Source organism: Burkholderia ubonensis subsp. mesacidophila, from assembly GCF_002097715.1.
GTDB lineage: Bacteria > Pseudomonadota > Gammaproteobacteria > Burkholderiales > Burkholderiaceae > Burkholderia > Burkholderia mesacidophila.
This window is the reverse complement of sequence record NZ_CP020737.1, coordinates 3,541,932-3,560,033: the sequence shown is the minus strand read 5'-3', so window position 1 is coordinate 3,560,033 and position 18,102 is coordinate 3,541,932. Positions and strand designations below refer to the sequence as shown.

The window sequence follows — 18,102 nt, the reverse complement described above, 5'->3', positions numbered from 1 at the left end:
CGTACACTCGGCACACCCTGACATCCTGCGTGCGCCGACTGTCCCATGAAGCGTCATCCGACCAAGATCGTCTCTTCCGAACACCTGGTTTCCGATTCGAGCGCGGAACTGTCCGAGCTCGAATACGGGCTCATCATGGCGGGCAATGCGTTCAACCGCTGGATGGTGCGGTGCATGTCGGCCGCGGGCGCGAAGGACATGACGGCGGTCGAGGTGTCGCTGCTGCATCACGTCAGCCATCGCGAACGCCAGAAGAAGCTCGCCGACATCTGCTTCGTGCTCAATATCGAGGATACGCACGTCGCGACCTACGCGCTGAAAAAACTGATCGCCCGAGGCTACGTCAAGAGCGAGAAAAGCGGCAAGGAAGTGTTCTTCTTCGCGACCCAGGCCGGGCGCGACCTGTGCCTGAAGTACCGCGAGGTGCGCGAACACTGCCTGATCGAGACGCTCAGGGACAGCGGCCTCACCAACGAACAGATCGGCGACGCGGCGCAGCTGCTGCGCCACGCGTCCGGGCTGTACGACACGGCCGCGCGGGCGGCGGCGTCGCTGTAGCCGGGCGCACGGCGGCCCGTGGTGACCCGGCAGTGTAGGCTGCCGATTGCGACGGTTTATTGACGGACGATGACGATGCCGGACGGCTTTCGGGGATCTTTCGACGCGCGGCGGCGCGCTCACGCGTCGGCGACGTAGGTTTCCTCGTCCGTCACGACCCAGTGCATCGCGAGATCGTGATCCTCGGCCGGCAGCGCGTCGACCTTGCACGCCTCGTACGCGATGCCCACCGTTACCGGCAGCGACCCGCCCGGCCACGCGGCGAGCGTGCGGTCGTAATATCCGCCGCCATACCCGAGCCGGTACAGCCACGTATCGAATCCCACGCACGGAATCAGCAGCAGGTCCGGCACCACGACCACGCCGGAGGCCGGCTCCGGAATCCGGTGATGCCCCTCGCGCATCGGCGTCGCGTCGTCCCACGCATGAAACTCGAGCGGCGTGCGCTGCTCGCGGATCACCGGCAGCGCCACCTGCCGGCCGGCCTGCGCCGCGCGCCACGCGAGCACCGCCGCGCGCGCGTCGAACTCCCCCGGCAGCGGCCAGTAGAACCCCACCGTGCGCGGCGCGAGCCGTTCGAGCAACGCACGCAGCCGCGCATCGAGCGCGTCGTTCGCCGCGGGGCGCGACGCGGCGTCGCGGCGGGCCTCGGACAGCGCCCGGCGCAATGCCTGCTTCCGTTCGGCCAGATGGTTGCGTGCTATGCTTTCGCTCACTCCGTGCTCCATTCAAAACGATGTCGAACAGCCTTTTTCGAGTATATCGCGCGGTCGCGCTGACGCTTTCGGCGGCCGCGGTCGTCGCGGGCACGGCCGCGTGCGCCGCGCCGTCCGGCGATACGCTCTCCGGGGACGACCAGACCTTCATCCAGCTGCGCGAAGCCGCGCGTCGCAACGACGCCGCGAAGGCCGCGCAGCTTGCCGCGATGATCCCGAACTATCCGGCTCCGTCGTACCTCGAGTATTTCCAGATCAAGCCGCAGCTGTTCGATGCCACGGGCCGCGCGCGCGTCGACGCGCCGGATGCGCCCGTGCTGTCGTTCCTGCAGCGCTACGACGGCCAGGCGATCGCCGACCGCATGCGCAACGACTACCTGCTCGTGCTCGGCGCGCGCCACGACTGGCGCAATTTCGACGAGCAGTACAAGCGCTTCGTGCTCGACGACGACACGCAGGTCAAGTGCTATGCGCTCGAATCGCGGGCCGCGCGCGGCGAGAACGTCGCCGACGCGGCGCGCGCGCTGCTCGTCGAGCCGAAGAACTACGGCGACGCGTGCGTCGACCTGATCACCGCGCTCGCGGTCAACCAGCAGTTCGCGAGCGACGACGTGTGGCAGCAGGCGCGGCTCGCGTTCGAGCAGAACTACACGACGCTCGGCGGCAAGATCGTCGATGCGCTCGGCCCGCGCCCGGTCGCGTTCGACCAGGCGACGAGCGCGCCGCCGCTGTTCCTCGCGCGCGGCGTCGGCCCCGACGCGGTGTCGCACCAGCTCGCGCTGATCGCGATCGGCCGCATCGCGCGCAACGATCCGGACCAGGCGGCCGGCGTGGTCACGTCGCTCGCGTCGTCGCTGACGAAGCAGGAACAGGCGATCGCGTGGGGCGCGGTCGGCTACCAGGGCGCGGTGAAGCGCTCGGCGCTCGCGTCGGTCTGGTATGCGAAATCGGCGAACGCGCCGCTGTCGAACTCCGCGTACGAATGGCGCACGCGCAGCGCGCTGCTCGTCGGCAACTGGCCGATGGTGCGCTGGTCGATCGAACAGATGCCGCCGTCGCTGCGCGACGATCCGGCGTGGGTCTACTGGCATGCGCGCGCGCTCAAGCAGAGCGGCGACACGCTGCAGGCGAACCAGGAATTCGAGCAGATCGCCGGGCAGTTCAACTTCTACGGCCAGCTCGCCGGCGAGGAGCTCGGCCAGCGCACGAAGATCCCGCCGCGCACGACCGTCTCCGACGCCGAGATCAGCGAGATGGGCAAGGTGCCGGGCTTCGCGCTCGCGCAGCGCTTCTACGCGCTGAACCTGCGCCTCGAAGGCAATCGCGAATGGAGCTGGCCGCTGCGCGGGATGACCGACCGCCAGCTGCTCGCGGCCGCCGAGTACGGCAAGCGCGTCGACCTGCTCGACCGCGCGGTGAATACCGCCGACCGCACGAAGGCCGAGCACGATTTCACGCTGCGCTACCCGTCGCCGTACCGCAACATCGTCGAGCGCTACGCGCAGTCGACGGGCCTCGACGTCGAATGGGCGTACGGGCTGATCCGCCAGGAATCGCGCTTCATCACGGGCGCGCGTTCGTCGGCCGGCGCGGGCGGCCTGATGCAGCTGATGCCGGCGACCGCGCAGCTCGTCGCGAAGAAGCTCGGCCTCGGCACGATCTCGCGCGCGCAGATGCACGACATCGACACGAACATCCAGCTCGGCACCTGGTATCTGGCGGACATCTACAACAACTTCGACAGCTCGCCGGTGCTCGCGACCGCCGGCTACAACGCGGGTCCGGGCCGGCCGCGCCAGTGGCGGCAGGTGTTGACGCAGCCGGTCGAAGGCGCGATCTTCGCGGAGACGATCCCGTTCAACGAGACACGCGACTACGTGAAGAACGTGCTGTCGAACACGACGTATTACGCGGCGCTCTTCGAAGGGAAGCCGCAGTCGCTGAAGAAGCGGCTAGGCATGATCTCGCCCTGATCTGCAACCTGCACACTGCCGCGCGAGACGCGGCAGTGTGCTTTTGGGGCCTGCAATCCGCGTGCGCGCGGGCGGGCCTGATGGGAGCCCCGAACATGGATCAGACCGTCGCGCTGTTGGGAGGGACCGGCTTCATCGGCAGCCGGCTCGTGAGTGCGCTGATCGATGCCGGCAAGCACGTGCGGATCGGCACCCGCCGCCGCGAGCATGCGCGCCACCTGATGATGCTGCCGGTCGAGATCGTCGAGCTCGAAAGCTTCGACGAGCGCCGCCTGGCCCGCTTCGTCGCCGGCGCACACGCGGCCGTGAATCTCGTCGGCGTGCTGCACGGCGGGCACGGCACGCCGTACGGCGCCGGCTTCGAGCGCGCGCACGTCGCGCTGCCGGCCGCGCTCGCGAGCGCGTGCATCGAGGCCGGCGTGCGGCGCCTGCTGCACATGAGCGCGCTCGGCGCGAATTCGCACGGCGCGAGCATGTACCAGCGCTCGAAGGGCGACGGCGAAGCCGCGCTGCACGCGGTCGCGGCCACCGATTCGCTCGCGCTGACGATCTTCCGGCCGTCGGTCGTGTTCGGGCCGGGCGACGCGTTCCTCAACACGTTCGCGCGGCTGCACCGCACGCTGCCGGCGATTCCGCTCGCGATGCCCGACGCGCAGTTCCAGCCGGTGTTCGTCGGCGACGTCGCGCGCGCGTTCGTCAATACGCTCGACCTCGCGGCCGCGCACGGCAAGACCTACGAGCTCGGCGGCCCGAAGGTCTATACGCTCGAGGAGCTGGTCCGCTATTGCGGCACGCTGGCCGGCCGCGAGGCGCGGATCGTGCGGCTGCCCGACGCGATCGCGCGGCTGCAGGCGGCGTTCTTCGAATGCCTGCCGGGCGAGCCGGTGATCACGCGCGACAACCTCGCGTCGATGTCGGTGCCGAACGTGCTGTCCGGCCCGCTCGCGCCGGAGCTCGGCCTCCAGCCCGTGAGCCTGGAGAGCATCGTGCCCGCGTATCTGGGCGACGCGGCGCTGCGGTCGCGCTTCGACTGGTTCCGCTCGCGCCGATAGCCGATTTTTCCCCTGCGTTTTCCTGGAATTACGTCATGAGACTCGTCATTGGAGACAAGAACTACTCGTCATGGTCGATGCGGCCCTGGGTGCTGCTCGCGCATTTCGGCATCCCGTTCGACGAAATCGTCATCGAGCTGCGCCGCGACGATACGAAGGCACGCATTCTCGAGCACGCGCCGTCCGGCAAGGTGCCGTGCCTGATCGACGATCACGGCGTCGCGATCTGGGATTCGCTCGCGATCGCCGAGACGCTCGCCGAGCGCTATCCGCAGCACCCGATGTGGCCGGCCGATCCGCTGGAGCGCGCGCATGCGCGCTGCGTGTCGGCGGAGATGCATGCGGGCTTCGCGGCCATGCGCGAGCAGATGGGGATGAACGTGCGTGCGTCGATGCCGGGCCGCGGCGCGACGCCCGACGCGCTCGCCGACGTCGCGCGCATCGACGCGCTGTGGAGCGAATGCCTCGAGGCGTCGGGCGGACCGTTCCTGTTCGGCGAATTCGGCATTGCCGACGCGATGTACGCGCCGGTCGTGATGCGCTTCAACACGTATGCGCCGGGCCTGTCGCCGGAAGCGGCCGGCTACGTCGAGCGCGTGACCGCGCTGCCCGCGGTGCAGCGGTGGATCGACGGCGCGCGCCGCGAGACGCACGTGATCGCCGACTACGAGCCGACGCCATGAGGGTCTATGCAGTAGGCGGCGCGATCCGCGACGAACTGCTCGGCGTGCCGGTGCAGGACCGCGACTACGTGGTGGTCGGCGCGACGCCGGAGCAGATGGTCGCGCAGGGCTTCAAGCCGGTGGGCAAGGATTTTCCGGTGTTCCTGCATCCGCAGACGCACGAGGAGTACGCGCTCGCGCGCACCGAGCGCAAGACGGCGGCCGGCTATCACGGGTTCCAGTTCTACTACGCGCCGGACGTGACGCTCGAGGACGATCTCGCGCGGCGCGACCTGACGATCAACGCGATGGCGCGCGAGGTGAGCCCGGACGGCTCGCTGGCCGGGCCGGTGATCGATCCGTTCGACGGGCAGGCGGACCTGCGCGCGCGCGTGTTCCGGCACGTGAGCGACGCGTTCGTCGAGGACCCGGTGCGGATCCTGCGCATCGCGCGCTTCGCCGCGCGCTTTTCCGGCTTCACCGTTGCCGACGACACGCTCGCGCTGATGCAGCGGATGGTCGACGCGGGCGAAGTCGATGCGCTCGTCGCGGAACGCGTGTGGCAGGAGGTCGCGCGCGGGCTGATGGAGGCGCGGCCGGCGCGGATGTTCGATGCGCTGCGCGAATGCGGCGCGCTCGCGCGCATCCTGCCCGAGGTCGATGCGCTGTGGGGCGTGCCGCAGCGTGCCGACTATCACCCGGAAGTCGATACGGGCGTGCACGTGATGATGGTGGTCGACCACGCGGCGAAGCAGGGCTATTCGCTTGCGGTGCGCTTTGCGGCGCTGACCCACGATCTCGGCAAGGCGACGACGCCCGAGGACGTGCTGCCGCGCCATATCGGCCACGAAGGCCGCAGCGTCGATTTGCTGAAGCCGCTGTGCGACCGGCTGCGGGTGCCGAACGAGTGCCGCGACCTCGCGCTCGTCGTCGCGCGCGAGCACGGCACTATGCATCGCGTGATGGAGATGGGCGCGGCGGCGCTGGTGCGGCTGTTCGAGCGCACCGACGCGCTGCGCAAGCCGGCGCGCTTCGCCGAGATCGTGCAGGCGTGCGAAGCCGATGCGCGCGGCCGGCTCGGGCTGGAGACCCAGCCGTATCCGCAGGCCGAGCGGCTGCGCGTCGCGCTCGTGGCGGCGCGCGGCGTCGATGCGGGCGCGATCGCGCGCGGTGTCGGCGCCGATACCGCGAAGATCAAGGACGCCGTGCATCGCGCGCGGATCGACGCGGTCGCGCACGCGCTCGACATCGGCGAGTGACGTGGGTGGACGGCGGGGCGGCGCGGGCGGTAGCTGCTGCGTGCGCCGCGCGCGTTATGCCGCCGCCTCGATGCGCGGCTCCGGTGCGCGCGCGGCCGGCATCCCCATCGCCGCATAGCGCGCGAACGCGTCCGGCGTCAGGTTCGAGCCGCAGACGATGAGCGCCACGCGCTTGCCGGCGAGCCGTTCGCGCAGCGGCCCGAACAGCGCGGCGGTCGCGGCCGCGGCCGCCGGCTCCAGCGCGAGCTTCATGTCGCGGAACAGCCAGTAGACCGCCTGCGCCAGCTGCGCGTCGTCGATCTGCACGACGTCGTCGAGATAGCGCCGGCACAGCGCATACGTATACGCGGACGCGTGCGGCGCGCCGAGGCTGTCGGCGATCGATGTCATCGCGAGCAGGCGCTCGGGGCGGCCCGACGCGAAGCTGCGGTGCATCGTGTCGGCGCCCGCCGGTTCCGAGCCGTACACCGCGCAGTGCGGCGCCAGCTGCTTGACGGCCGCGGCGATGCCGCCGCTCAGGCCGCCGCCGCCGACGGGGACGATCACCGCGTCGAGCCCGTCGATCTGCCGCAGCAATTCGAGCCCGATCGTGCCGGTGCCTTCCGCGATGCGCGGGCCGTCGAACGCGGGCACCATCGCCCGCCCGTCGCGCAGCTCGATTTCGCGGGCTTGCGCGAAGGCTTCGTGAATGTCCTCGGTGAGGATCACGTTTGCGCCGAAGCTTCGGCACGCGTCGATGCGGGCGGGGCTCGCATGGCGCGACATCAGCAGCGTCGCCTGCGTGCCCGACACGCGCGCCGCATAGGCGACCGCGACCGCATGATTGCCCGCGCTCGCGGCGACCACGCCGCGCGCGCGCTCGGCGGCGCTCAGCGCCTCGATGCAGTTGAGCGCGCCGCGCAGCTTGAACGTGCCGGTGATCTGGAACAGCTCGAGCTTGAGCCAGACTTCGGTGGCCGGCGCGAGCGTCGCGACGGCGGGCCCGGTGCGCCACTGCCAGACCGGCGTTTCCAGCACCTTGCCGCGCAGCCGCGCGGCGGCCTGGCGAATGTCTCCGAGCGTTGGCCATGCGCAAGGGAGGGCGGCTGCGTTTCGACTCGACATACGACCTTGCCTCTCAATATGGTTCCGTCTTCCTTCGCCCGCGCGTTGCACGCGGCGAAGGACGCCCGCCGCGCCGTGTTGGGCCGGTGTCGGTTCGGGTCTGTCCGTCAGGAACGGGTTTAAGTATGGCTAAAATTAAGTGTCACTTAAATTTTAGTCAAGGAAAATTTTTGAGATGAGGGCAGGGAGGCGGGGCGGGGTGCGGAGGCCGGCTGGAGCAGCCGGCCTGCGAGGGTTATTTCTTCGTGCGTGCGGCGGTCTTGCGTGCGGGGGCGGCGTCGGCCGAGCGCTTGGCGGCGGACGCGCGCGGCTTCGCGGCGGCGGCCTTGTCCGCTGCCCTGGCTTTCTTGACGGCGGGCCGCGCCGTGCCCGACGGCGCCGGCTCCGCGGCGCGGCCGCGCTTTTGCGCCGGCGCGCGGCGGCTCACGCGCGGCTCGCCCACCGGCGGTTTGGCATCGCTGCCGGGCGGCGCGAATTCGGCCGACGCGGACACGAATTCGGAGCGGCTGTCGTCGAACAGCGGCAGCGTACCGACCACGATCAGTTCCGCGGGCCCGGCGCCCACGTTGGCGACGCGGTGCTGCTTGTGCGCGTCGAAGTGGATCGAATCGCCGGGCGACAGCAGGTAGTCCTTCTTGCCGACGGTATAGCGGATCTGCCCGGACAGGATGTAGACGAATTCGTCGCCGCCGTGCGCGACCCATTCCGAGCAGTAGCCTTCCGTCATCTGGACCTTGAGGGCGTTGATGAGGCTGCCGTCGAAGGTGGTGGAGAGCCGCTCGTAGCGCTGCGACGTCTCGCCGACCGAATACGACTCGCGGCTGCCCTGGTGCGAATCGGGCTGCTCCTGGCGCGGCTGGTCGAGCAGCACGCCGAGCGGCACGTTCAGCGCCTTGGCGACGTTGACGAGCGACGAAATGGAGATGCCCGTGAGATTGCGCTCGACCTGCGACAGAAAGCCGATCGACAGCTTGGCTTCGGTGGCGACTTCCAGCAGCGTTTTCTTCGATTCCCGGCGCAGGCGGCGAATGCGCAGGCCGATATGCATGATGTCTGAATCCATGAATTTCCTTCGTGGCAACGAGTGGAAGGCGAGCGGAGGAGGCGGTGCAGTCGCCAGGACGTTCCTTTCCGCGAATCGCACGTAGCACGATCGTTCGCAAGACGAGGTCGGCGCATTGTACCGCGCAGCGTCGCCCGGGCGGTTCACGTGCCGCGCACACGTTTTACATTGGACATAAATTTCAGTCCGGTAAAAATTTTAGCTTGACCTCAATTTCGGCCTGATCTAGATTCTCGAACGCGGCATCAAAAATTTAAGTTGGACAATAATTTCCGAGGCTCTACCGCACATGGACAGACACGCTGGCTACACGCGCATCTCGCCGAACCGCTATCGCGAGGACAAGGGGTTCCACTACGACGACTTCGTCGTCGGCGAGACGATCGAGCACCGCCCCGGGCGCACGATCACCGCCACCGACAACGTCTGGCAATCGCTGATCGCGATGAACCAGCATCCGCTGCACATCGAGGGCGAATACGCGAACCGCACCGAATTCGGCGAGCTGCTGGTGTCGAGCCTCGTCACGTTCAACATCGTCAACGGGATGACGGTGCACACGATCAGCCAGAAAGGCATCGCCAATCTCGGCTGGGACGAGGTGCGGCTGCTCGCGCCCGTGTTCGTCGGCGACACGCTGTACGCCGAGACGGAAATCCTCGACAAGCGGCTGTCCCGGTCGCGGGCCGGGCAAGGCATCGTGACGGTTCGCACGACCGGCGCCAAGCAGGACGGCGCACCCGTCATCACGTTCAAACGTACTATCCTGATTCCGCAGCGCGCCGCATTGACGTAACGCAGCGCGCCGCGAACCTCGGGCGGAAGACCGCATTTTTTATCTCAAAAAAGTAGAAGGGAAACGAGACATGGCAATCGGCATCGGCGGATCGAACGCCGCAGCGGAACTGGCGAAACTCAAGGACATGACGGGCGGCGTCGAGCCGATCCAGCCCGCCGAACACGCGGCGCGGGTCGCGCGCGCGCAGGCGCTGATGAAGCAGCACGGGCTGGACGCGATCTACATCGAAGCGGGCACGAACCTGCTGTATTTCACGGGCGTCGCGTGGCGCCGCAGCGAGCGGCTGGCGGGCGCGCTGATTCCGGCGTCGGGGCCGCTGCATTACATCGTGCCCGCGTTCGAGCGCGGCACGTTCACCGGCATGCTGCAGATTCCCGGTGACATGCATTGCTGGGACGAGGACGCCGATGTGTACCGGCTGCTGGCGAACGTCATCGAGCAGGCCGGCTGCGCGAACGGCACGCTCGGTTTCGACGAGTCGGCGCCGTACTTCATGTACGAAGGCATCCGCGAGCGCGCCCCGGGCATCCGCATCAAGAGCGCCGCGCCGGTCACGAGCGGCTGCCGGCTGCGCAAGTCGGCGGCGGAGCTGGCGCTGATGCAGCGCGCGAACGACATGACGCTGCGGGTGCACCAGGCGGCCGCCGCGATCCTGCGCGACGGCATCGGCACCGACGAGGTGGCGGATTTCATCGACGCCGCGCATCGCGCGGTCGGCGCGCGGCGCGGCTCGACGTTCTGCATCGTGCTGTTCGGTCCGGACACCGCGTTCCCGCACGGCGTCAAGGCGCCGAAGCGGCTCGAGCGCAACGACATGGTGCTGATCGACACCGGCTGCCAGCTTCACGACTATCACTCCGACATCACGCGCACCTACGTGTTCGGCGAAGCGAGCGCGCGGCAGCGCGACGTCTGGGCGCACGAGAAGCGCGCGCAGGCGGTGGCGTTCGAGCGCGTCAGGATGGGCATCGCGGCGGAAGAAGGCGATCGCGCGGTGCGCGACTACCTGGTGACGGCCGGCTACGGCCCCGGCTACGCGCTGCCTGGCGTGCCGCACCGCACCGGCCACGGCATCGGTCTCGACATCCACGAAGGGCCGTACCTCGTCGGCGGCGACCGTACGGTGCTCGACGAAGGGATGTGCTTCAGCATCGAACCGATGCTGTGCGTGCCGAACGAATTCGGCATTCGCCACGAGGATCACGCGTACATCACGGCGGACGGCCCGCGCTGGTTCACGCAGCCGGCGAAGAGCATCGACGATCCGTTCGCGCTCGGCTGAGCCGCGCGTGCCGCCGCCCCGCCGGGCGGCGGCCGGCATCAGGATGGACCCGATTTCTTTGCGAGGAGAGCATGAAGGACATTCCGTTGATCGACCTGGGCGCGGCCGCGACGGGGCCCGCCGGTGAGCGCGACGTCGCGATGCGGATCGACCGCGCGTGCCGCGACGTCGGCTTCTTCACGGTGTGCGGGCACGGCATCGAGCGCGCCGTGTTCGACGACGCCTATCGCGCGTCGCAGCGCTTCTTCGCGCTGCCCGACGCGGCGAAGCGTTCGAGCCGCCTGCCGACCGGCATCACGTCGGGGCTCGACGACTACACGCCGTACGGCTACAGCGGCCTGCTCGAGGAAAACGCGTTCGCGTACATGGGGCAGGACAGCAAGCCGGCCGACTACGTCGAGAAATTCAGCACGGGGCGGTTGATCCTCGACGACGCGGCGCCGCTGCCGTTTCCCGAGGGCGACGAAGGGGCGGACCTGCGCCGTGCGCTCAAGCGCTATTTCGCGGCGTGCGAGCAAGTGGCGCAGCGCCTGACCGCGCTCCTCACGATCGCGCTCGACCTGCCGCGCGATTTCTTCCTGGTGCGCACCGACCGGTCGAACGATTCGCTGCGCTCGCAGCGCTATCCGCAAGTCGACGCCGCATTCGCCAACGACCAGGGGATGGGCGAGCACACCGACGGCACGCTCATCACGCTGCTCACGCATACGGTGCCGGGCATCGAGGTGCGCACCCGCGCGGGCGAATGGCTGACTCCGTCGATGCGCGGCCTCGATCATTTCATCGTCAACATCGGCGACCTGATGGCGCGCTGGTCGAACGACGTGTACGTGTCGACGCCGCATCGCGTCGCGCTGCGGGCGGCTGCCCGCCAGTCGATCGTGTTCTTCAAGCTCGCGAACGACGATGCGCTGATCGAGTGCTTCCCGAAGTTCTGCAGGACGGAGGCGGCGCGCTACGCGCCGGTGGTCTACAAGCAGTTCTCGCTGGACAAGATGAACGCGCTGTTCGGCCGCAGCCCGGAACCGCAACCGCAGTAACGCTTTCGCGATCCCGGACGCCGGGGTTGATTTCACGACGAGGTTCGACATGGATATCAGCTTTCTGTACACGCCCGCACTGCGCATCGACGACCTGCGCAAGAAAGCGGGGCTCGTTGCGCCCAGCCGGGTCATCCTCGACCTGGAGGATTCCGTGCATGCGCATTCGAAGGACAAGGCGCGGCGGCACCTGGCCGAGCAGGACGTCGGCGACCTGACGGCGGCGGGCCTCAGGTTCGGCATGCGCGTGAACGTGCTGACGAGCTACGACGGGATTGCCGACATCCAGTTCCTCAAGGCGCTGTACGAGAGCGGCAAGACCTACGTCGAGTACGTGCTGGTGACGAAGATCACGCACCCGAAGGAGGTCGAGGTGTACCGGTCGCTGTTCGCGACGCTGCCGAAGCCGCCGAAGATCTACGCGTTCATCGAGACGGTCGAGGCGGTGGACCGCGCCGACGCGATCGCGGCGGTCAGCGACGGCCTGTGTTTCGGGCAGGCCGACCTCGCGGCCGAGATGTACCACGCGAACGCCACGTTCATCGACTATGCGCGCGCCCGGATGTGCATCGCGGCGTCCCGCCGCCGGATTCCGGCGATCGACACCAACTCGTTCGACGTGGTCGACATGGATGCCTTCCAGAAGGAATGCGAAGCCGCGAAGGCCTACGGCTTTACCGGCAAGGCGGCCATCCATCCGCGCCAGGTCGATCCGATCAACCGCGTGTTCTCGGTGCGCGACGAGCTGATCGACCAGTACCAGGCGTCCATCGCCGCGTATGAAGCCGCCGAGACGGGCTTCGCGATTCGCGACGGCGAAGTGATCGCACCGCCTTTCATCACCAAGGCGCGCCGCATGCTGGCGTTCTACGCGAGCCAGGCCGCGCGCTAGGCCGCGCACCGATTCCGCGCCGCCAGGCGGATTTTTAAGTTAGGACGACGAACCGGCTCGCGCGAGCGGGCCGGCGGGGTGAACTCGTCTCCTGCATTCGACTCAACCGCACCCGGTACCTGAACATGAAGCCACTCGAAACGACTGATGTGACCCGCGCCTTCATCGACATCGGCGCTTATCCGACCCGCCTCGCGGACGGCGTGCTGACGCCCGCCGACGGCCGCCTTGCCGAGCGCCTCGTCGAGCTCGTCGACCGCGGCGCCGGCTTCGCCGTCTGCTACGGCGCGCAGGCGATGCTGGCGCAGCACGGCCTGAGCGTGCACGACGCGGCGGCCGCCGAAATGGCGCGGCGCTATTACGAAGCGCTGTTTCGCGCCGCGTCGGCGTCGTTCGACGCCGCGCGCGCCGACATGCCGTCGATCGACTACGACCGCATCGCCGCGATGGACGCCGACGGCTACAACGTGAACCGCAGCTTCACGCCGAACGGCGACCACACCGACGCGCGCGAATTCGTCACGACCAAGTGCGTGCACTTCGACGCGGCCACGCCGTTCATCGCGAATCTCTACGGGCCGTACGAGAACATCAGCGGCGGCTATCCGGTGATCTGCGACACCCGCGCGTTCTGCCGCGACCGCGGCATCACGCCGGCCCAGCTCGTCGAGAACATCCCGAACAACTACAACGTCGCGGTCAAGGCGGAATTCGTCGACCCGATCCTCGAGCACTATTCGATCGTCGTGCGTCAGGACCTGCAGCGCGACATCGTGATGCTCGTGCTGTTCAACGAAGTCAACGGCGGCGTCGCGCACGCGGCCACGACGCCGAGCCTGACCGACGCGCAGCGTCCGGGCAAGCGTCCGATCCGCCACATCGAATACCAGTTCGCCGACACGTCGAGCCTCGCGCGCTGGTACGACTTCTACCGGCTGCAGACCGTCACGGCCACGCCCGCGGTGGCGTCGAACGTGGCGCGCTATCACCGCGGCGAGACCGTGCCGGACGGCCGGATCGTCGACCTGGCTCACTGACACGCGAGGAGACCAAGATGAGCACCGACAAGATCGTCATTTTCGACACGACATTGCGCGACGGGGAGCAGAGCCCGGGCATCAACCTCAACACGGCGCAGAAGGTCGAGATCGCGCTGATGCTCGAAACGCTGCGGGTCGACGTGATCGAGGCCGGCTTCGCGGCGTCGAGCGCGGGCGACTTCGACGCGATCCGCACCATCGCCGCGCAGGTGCGCGACAGCACGATCTGCAGCCTGAGCCGCGCGGTGGAGCGCGACATCGACCTGACCGCGCAGGCGGTGGCGGGCGCGGCGTCGTCGCGGATCCACATCGTGCTGGCGACGTCGCCGATCCACATGAAATACAAGCTGCAGATGAGCCCGGAGAACGTGCTCGAGCATGCGACGCGCGCGGTGCGCCATGCGCGTCGCCACGCGGGCGACGTCGAGTTCTCGTGCGAGGACGCGAGCCGCTCGGAGCCTGAGTTCCTCGCGCGCATCGCGGAGGCCGTGATCGACGCGGGCGCGACCACCGTGAGCTTTCCCGACACGGTCGGCTATGCGACGCCGCACGAGTACGGCCAGATCATCGCGCGGCTCCTGAACACCGTGCCCAACGCGGACCAGGCCGTGTTCTCCGCGCACTGCCACGACGATCTCGGCATGGCGGTCGCCAATTCGGTGGAGGCCGCGCGGCAGGGCGCACGGCAGATCGAATGCACGATCAACGGCATCGGCGAGCGCGCGGGCAATGCGTCGCTCGAGGAAATCGTGATGGCGCTGCGCACCCGCGCCGATTTCTACCACGTCCATTCGCGCATCGACACGCGCCACCTGACGGCCGCGTCGCGCCTCGTGTCGGAGATCACCGGCTTCGTCGTGCAGCCGAACAAGGCGATCGTCGGCAAGAACGCGTTCTCGCACGAATCCGGCATCCATCAGGACGGCATGCTGAAGCACCCGCAGACCTACCAGATCATGACCGCGGCCGACGTCGGCGCGGACGATTTCCGGCTGGTGCTCGGCAAGCACTCGGGCCGCAACGGCTTCCGGATGGTGATGCACTCGCTCGGCGTCGAGTTCGCGAGCGACGTCGAGCTCGACACGGCGTTCTCGCGCTTCAAGGACATCGCCGATCGCAAGCAGACGCTCGCCGACGAAGACCTGCTCGCCACCGTGCGAGGCCATTGAGCGGCCGCGCGTCGCGCCATTCCGAGTTCATTCCGAAGAGGGCCAGCATCATGTTTACACCTGCATCGTTCGTCGACCCGCGCGAAGTCGACGCCGTCCTGGACGACCTGCTGAGCGTGCCGTGGCCGCCGGGCGTCGACGCCGCGCGCGTGCATTACGACGACCTCGGGCCGCCGATCGCGGACGACATCCGCATCGAGCCGATCGCGTCGGCGGACGTGGCCGGCCAGTTCCTGACGCCGCCGCTCGCCGATCCTGCGCGCGCCGTGATCTTCATGCACGGCGGCGGCTACGTGTTCGGTTCGCTGAAAAGCCACGGCGGGCTCGCGGCGGAAGTCGCGCGCGCCGCGCGCTGCCGCACGCTGCAGCTCGACTACCGGCGGGCGCCCGAGCATCCGCATCCGGCCGCGGTGGAGGATGCGTGCGCGGCCTACCGGCTGCTGCTCGCCGACGGCATCGCGCCGGGCCGGATCGCGTTCGTCGGCGATTCGGCGGGCGGCGGGCTGGTGGTCGCCGCGCTCGTCGCGCTGCGCGACGCGGGCCTGCCGCTGCCGGGCGCGACCGTGTGCCTGTCGCCGTGGGTCGATCTCGAAGCGACGGGGGAGAGCTACGAAACCCGCAAGCACATCGATCCGATGGTCGAGCGCGAGACGGTCGACCTGGTGCGCAAGCTCTACCTGAACGGCATCGACCCGCGCACGCCGACCGCATCGCCGCTCTTTGCCGACCTGACCGGCTTCCCGCCGTTCCTGATCCAGGTGGGCGAACGCGAGATCCTGTTCAGCGACGCCGAGCGGCTCGCGGCGAAGGCGCGCGCGAGCGGCCTCGACGTCACGTTCGAGGAATGGCCGGCGCTCTACCACGTGTGGCACCTGCAGTTTCCGGTGCTGAGCGCGGCGCGCGTCGCGATCGCCCGTATCGGCGACTTCATCCGTCAGCACACCGAACCGCAAGGAGACGCGCAATGAGCGACGTCGTTCACGACGGCATCGTCGGCCCGCACGTATGGCGGAACAACCAGAAGATGGTGCCCGCGGCCGAGAGCGCATGGGACGTCGCGCGCCGCAACAACATGCTCGGCATTCGCGTGGCCGCGCGCGGCACGCAGAACCGGCTCGTCGATCTCGACACGCAGCGCGAGTTCGTGAACCTGAGCTCGTGCTCGTACCTGGGGCTCAACAGTCACCCCGACGTGATCCAGGGCGGCATCGACGCACTGCGCGACGAAGGCATCACCGGGCTGTCGATGGCCGAGTTCCGGATCCGGCTCGGCCTGATGGAGGAGCTCGAGCACGGCCTCGCGCAGCAGTTCGGCGGCCCGGTCGTGCCCGCCGTGACGTGCAGCGCGCTGACCGCCGCGATCCTGCCGCTCCTCGCGTCCGGTCACCTGACGGACGGCGAGCCGATGGTGATGGTGTTCGACCGCTTCGCGCACTTCTCGATGGCGTTCATGAAGCCCGTGGTGGCGGACGAGTCGCTCGTGCTGAGCTGCGGGCACAACGACATGGACGAGCTCGAAGCCATCTGCAAGCGCTACCCGCGGGTCGCCTACGTGTGCGACGGCGTCTATTCGGTCGGCGGCGTCGCGCGGCTCGACCGGCTGCTCGACCTGCAGGCGCGCTACGGGCTGTTCCTCTACATCGACGATTCGCATTCGCTGTCGGTGGAAGGCGCGCGCGGCGAGGGCTACATCCGTTCGCGCCTGCCGGAGCTGAACGACCGCACGATCATCGTCGCGTCGATCGCGAAGGCGTTCGGCAGCACCGGCGGCATCGCGATGCTGCCGTCGTCGCGGCACTTCGACTTCCTGTACCGGTCCGGGCCGCTCGGCTGGTCGCAGAGCCTGCGCACCGCCGCGATCGGCACGAGCCTCGGCAGCCTGAAGGTGCACCGGAGCGACGAGCTCGCGCGGCGCCAGCAGCAGCTGCGCGAGAACATCGCGCTGTTCGACCGGCATGTCGACACGCCGCAGCGCGGCAACGGACTGAACATCAAGGTCGTCGAAGTCGGGACGCAGGAGCGCGCCGTGTTCCTGTCGAACGAGCTGTACCGGCGCGGCTTCTATTGCTCCGCGGTGTTCTTCCCGATCGTCGCGCGCGACCGGGCCGGCATCCGGGTGATGCTGCGCGGCGACCTGCCGACCGAAACGATGCAGCGCTTCATCGACGTGCTCACGGCGCTGCTGGACGACCTGAACGAGGCCCCGTCGCACGACTGACCGGGCCACTGCAATCACAACGAGGAAAAACATGGGACAGATCGAGGAACTGCGCGCGCCGCGCAACCGCTACCGCAACAACGACAAGGCGATCGGCATCGGCAATGCGTTCTGGGAAGCGACGCGCGACGCCGGGCTCGCGGGCATCGTCGCGAACCTGGACGGCGACGGCTATCTGAAGACGGACGACGGCCATCGTTTCCTGAACCTGAGCTGCTGCTCGTACCTGGATCTCGATTCGCATCCGGCAGTCGTCGAGGGCGCGATGGCGGCGCTGCAGCGCTACGGCGTGCTGGATCACTGCATCTCGCGGATTCGGATCCAGCTGCCGGCGCTGCTCGAGCTGGAGGCGCGGCTGTCCGCGCTGTTCCGCGCGAAAGTGGTGACGGCGATCTCGGCGAGCGCCGCCACCGCGGGCGTGCTGCCGCTGGTCGCGTCCGGGCACCTGAGCGGCGGCCCGAAGCCGGTGATGGTGTTCGACAAGCAGTGCCATTTCTCGATGAACCTGTACAAGCCGGTGTGCGGCGACGAGACGCTCGTGCTGACCTCGCCGCACAACGACATGAACTGGCTCGAGGACGTGTGCCGCAAGTATCCGAACGTGGCCTACGTGTGCGACGGCACGTACAGCATGGGCGGCCACGCGCCCGTGCACGACCTGCTCGAACTGCAGCGCAAGTACGGGCTGTTCCTGTACTTCGACGATTCGCATTCGCTGTCGATCATGGGCGAGAAGGGCGAGGGCTACATCCGCTCGAATCTCGGCGAGCTCGACGAGCGGACCATCATCGTCGCGACGCTGAACAAGGCGTTCGGCACGAGCGGCGCGGCGATCATGTTCGGCCCGAAGGGGCCGGACACGGCGCTGCTGCTCGAGCGCTTCGGCGGCCCGCTCGCGTGGTCGCAGCCGATGAACACCGCCGCGATCGGCGCGTCGCTCGCGGTGGCCGAGCTGCACGACAGCCCCGAGCTCGGCGTGCGCCAGCGCCGGCTGCAGGCGCACATCGCGCAATTCGACCGCCACGTCGCCACCGAGCAGAGCGGCAACGGCTTTCCGATCAAGCTGGTCGCCGGCCACGGCGACAAGGTGATCGCGGCCGGCCAGCAGCTCTACCGGCAGGGCTTTTATGTTTCGCCGGTGTTTTTCCCGATCGTGCCGCGCGACCAGGCCGGCTTGCGCGTGATGGTGCGCGCCGGCATCGACGACGCGGAAATGACGCGCCTGTGCGAGGCCGTCGCCTCGCTGGACCTCCACTGAGCCGCGCCGCGGCCGCT

Annotated in this window: 16 protein-coding genes and 1 pseudogene; 14 read left to right on the top strand and 3 right to left on the bottom strand. The window is 68.6% G+C overall.

Annotation, left to right across the window (positions count from 1 at the left end; all coding sequences use genetic code 11):
* Positions 1-45 precede the first annotated feature (45 nt).
* Positions 46-558 (top strand): winged helix DNA-binding protein, encoded by a 513-nt coding sequence (locus B7P44_RS16755; protein WP_084906010.1) that lies wholly within the window; start codon positions 46-48, stop codon positions 556-558.
* Positions 559-677: 119 nt separating this feature from the next.
* On the opposite strand, the gene B7P44_RS16750 is transcribed toward B7P44_RS16755, so the two are convergent.
* Positions 678-1,286: a 5-formyltetrahydrofolate cyclo-ligase gene (locus B7P44_RS16750; protein ID WP_084906008.1), complete on the bottom strand. Its 609-nt coding sequence runs from the start codon at positions 1,284-1,286 to the stop codon at positions 678-680.
* Positions 1,287-1,294: 8 nt separating this feature from the next.
* On the opposite strand from B7P44_RS16750, the gene B7P44_RS16745 reads away from it, so the two are divergent.
* From B7P44_RS16745 to B7P44_RS16730, 4 genes are all read left to right on the top strand, one after another.
* A complete protein-coding gene (locus tag B7P44_RS16745; protein WP_084906006.1) occupies positions 1,295-3,247 on the top strand; it encodes a lytic transglycosylase domain-containing protein in 1,953 nt (650 codons plus the stop codon).
* 95 nt (positions 3,248-3,342) lie between these two features.
* Entirely contained in the window at positions 3,343-4,299 is a 957-nt protein-coding gene (locus B7P44_RS16740; RefSeq protein ID WP_084906004.1) for a complex I NDUFA9 subunit family protein, read from the top strand.
* 35 nt (positions 4,300-4,334) lie between these two features.
* Positions 4,335-4,982 carry a glutathione S-transferase family protein gene (locus tag B7P44_RS16735; RefSeq protein ID WP_084906002.1) on the top strand — a complete coding sequence of 216 codons (648 nt, stop codon included), beginning with the start codon at positions 4,335-4,337 and terminating at the stop codon, positions 4,980-4,982.
* Positions 4,979-6,220 carry a multifunctional CCA addition/repair protein gene (locus tag B7P44_RS16730; protein ID WP_084906000.1) on the top strand — a complete coding sequence of 414 codons (1,242 nt, stop codon included), beginning with the start codon at positions 4,979-4,981 and terminating at the stop codon, positions 6,218-6,220. The genes B7P44_RS16735 and B7P44_RS16730 overlap by 4 nt, the downstream gene beginning before the upstream one ends.
* Before the next feature lie 54 nt (positions 6,221-6,274).
* Here B7P44_RS16730 and B7P44_RS16725 read toward each other — a convergent pair whose 3' ends face one another.
* Positions 6,275-7,324 (bottom strand): threonine/serine dehydratase family protein, encoded by a 1,050-nt coding sequence (locus B7P44_RS16725; RefSeq protein ID WP_084905998.1) that lies wholly within the window; start codon positions 7,322-7,324, stop codon positions 6,275-6,277.
* A gap of 235 nt (positions 7,325-7,559) precedes the next feature.
* Entirely contained in the window at positions 7,560-8,387 is an 828-nt protein-coding gene (locus B7P44_RS16720) for a helix-turn-helix domain-containing protein (RefSeq protein ID WP_084905996.1), read from the bottom strand.
* Positions 8,388-8,676: 289 nt separating this feature from the next.
* On the opposite strand from B7P44_RS16720, the gene B7P44_RS16715 reads away from it, so the two are divergent.
* From B7P44_RS16715 to B7P44_RS16675, 9 genes and pseudogenes are all read left to right on the top strand, one after another.
* Positions 8,677-9,183 carry a MaoC family dehydratase gene (locus B7P44_RS16715; RefSeq protein WP_084905994.1) on the top strand — a complete coding sequence of 169 codons (507 nt, stop codon included), beginning with the start codon at positions 8,677-8,679 and terminating at the stop codon, positions 9,181-9,183.
* Positions 9,184-9,253: 70 nt separating this feature from the next.
* Entirely contained in the window at positions 9,254-10,468 is a 1,215-nt protein-coding gene (locus B7P44_RS16710; RefSeq protein ID WP_084905992.1) for a M24 family metallopeptidase, read from the top strand.
* Between the two features lie 71 nt (positions 10,469-10,539).
* Positions 10,540-11,508 (top strand): isopenicillin N synthase family dioxygenase, encoded by a 969-nt coding sequence (locus tag B7P44_RS16705; RefSeq protein WP_084905990.1) that lies wholly within the window; start codon positions 10,540-10,542, stop codon positions 11,506-11,508.
* A 49-nt stretch (positions 11,509-11,557) separates the two neighbouring features.
* The gene (locus B7P44_RS16700) at positions 11,558-12,400 is read left to right on the top strand and encodes an HpcH/HpaI aldolase/citrate lyase family protein (protein ID WP_084905988.1); all 843 of its coding nucleotides are present in this window, start codon (positions 11,558-11,560) and stop codon (positions 12,398-12,400) included.
* Positions 12,401-12,525: 125 nt separating this feature from the next.
* Positions 12,526-13,437 (top strand): hypothetical protein, encoded by a 912-nt coding sequence (locus B7P44_RS16695; RefSeq protein ID WP_084905986.1) that lies wholly within the window; start codon positions 12,526-12,528, stop codon positions 13,435-13,437.
* A 17-nt stretch (positions 13,438-13,454) separates the two neighbouring features.
* Positions 13,455-14,597, top strand: a pseudogene (locus tag B7P44_RS16690) (2-isopropylmalate synthase); the annotation flags it as partial.
* A gap of 62 nt (positions 14,598-14,659) precedes the next feature.
* A complete protein-coding gene (locus B7P44_RS16685) occupies positions 14,660-15,577 on the top strand; it encodes an alpha/beta hydrolase (protein WP_084905982.1) in 918 nt (305 codons plus the stop codon).
* The gene (locus B7P44_RS16680; RefSeq protein ID WP_084905980.1) at positions 15,574-16,827 is read left to right on the top strand and encodes an aminotransferase class I/II-fold pyridoxal phosphate-dependent enzyme; all 1,254 of its coding nucleotides are present in this window, start codon (positions 15,574-15,576) and stop codon (positions 16,825-16,827) included. Before B7P44_RS16685 ends, B7P44_RS16680 begins: the two co-directional genes overlap by 4 nt.
* 31 nt (positions 16,828-16,858) lie before the next feature.
* A complete protein-coding gene (locus B7P44_RS16675) occupies positions 16,859-18,085 on the top strand; it encodes an aminotransferase class I/II-fold pyridoxal phosphate-dependent enzyme (protein ID WP_088511458.1) in 1,227 nt (408 codons plus the stop codon).
* Positions 18,086-18,102: the final 17 nt, after the last annotated feature.